At 68.4% G+C, this 956-nt stretch carries 1 pseudogene; it reads left to right on the top strand.

The window, feature by feature from the left end:
- Nucleotides 1-14 precede the first annotated feature (14 nt).
- A pseudogene (locus tag AD89_RS0117505) lies at nucleotides 15-956 on the top strand (phospho-sugar mutase); the annotation flags it as partial.

Raw genomic sequence — 956 nt, 5'->3', positions numbered from 1 at the left:
TCGCCGAGGCGGCCCTGACCCGCACCGGATTCACGAGCCTTCACCCGGTGACCTCCCAGCAGGCCCCGGATCCGGATTTTCCGACAGTGTCGTTCCCGAATCCCGAGGAGGCCGGGGCTCTCGACGAGTCGTTCGCCCTGGCCCGTGAGGTCGGCGCCGAGCTCATCATCGCCAACGACCCGGACGCCGACCGGTTCTCCGCGGCCATTCCGGATGACTCTGCCGCGGCCGGGTACCGGCAGCTGTCCGGCGACGAGGTGGGGCTCCTCCTCGGTGAGGATGCCGCGACGCGCCTGACTGCGGGAACACATCATGCGGCGGGGGCGGAGACTCCGGTGTTCGCGAACTCGATCGTATCCTCCCGGGGGCTGGCCGCCGCTGCCGCCAGCCAAGGGTTCGCAGCGGTGAACACGCTCACCGGGTTCAAGTGGATCTCCCGAGTTCCCAACCTTGTCTTCGGCTACGAAGAGGCGCTCGGCTACTGCGTCGATCCGGCTGCGGTCCGTGACAAGGACGGCATCTCTGCAGCCGTGACCTTCGCGGCTCTGGCATCCCGGCTCAAAGCCGAGGGATCGAGCATCGAGGCCGAACTCGATCGGATCCGGGCCCGCGACGGCTACTTCGCCACCGCTCCCTTGAGCTTCCGCCTCGACGATGTCTCCCTCATCGCCACGGCGATGGCGAAGCTGCGTGAGAATCCTCCGGCCACGCTGGCCGGCTCCCCCATTGCTGAGGTCCACGACCTCGCAGCCGGGTATGAGGGGCTGCCTCCGACCGACGGGATCCTTTTGCTCTCGGAGTCGAACTCGCGGGTCATCGTGCGTCCTTCCGGCACGGAACCGAAGCTCAAGTGCTATCTCGAAGTCGTCGCCGAGCCCTCGGAACTCCAGGCTGCCGCCGATGCCGATGCCCGTGCGGCCGCCAGCGCAGGAGTGCGTCTGCCGGCCGCCTCGGCG

Source organism: Brevibacterium sp. VCM10, from assembly GCF_000583215.1.
GTDB classification, from domain to species: domain Bacteria; phylum Actinomycetota; class Actinomycetes; order Actinomycetales; family Brevibacteriaceae; genus Brevibacterium; species Brevibacterium linens.
Note: the sequence above shows the minus strand (reverse complement) of the source record. Positions and strands in the feature narration are given on the sequence as shown.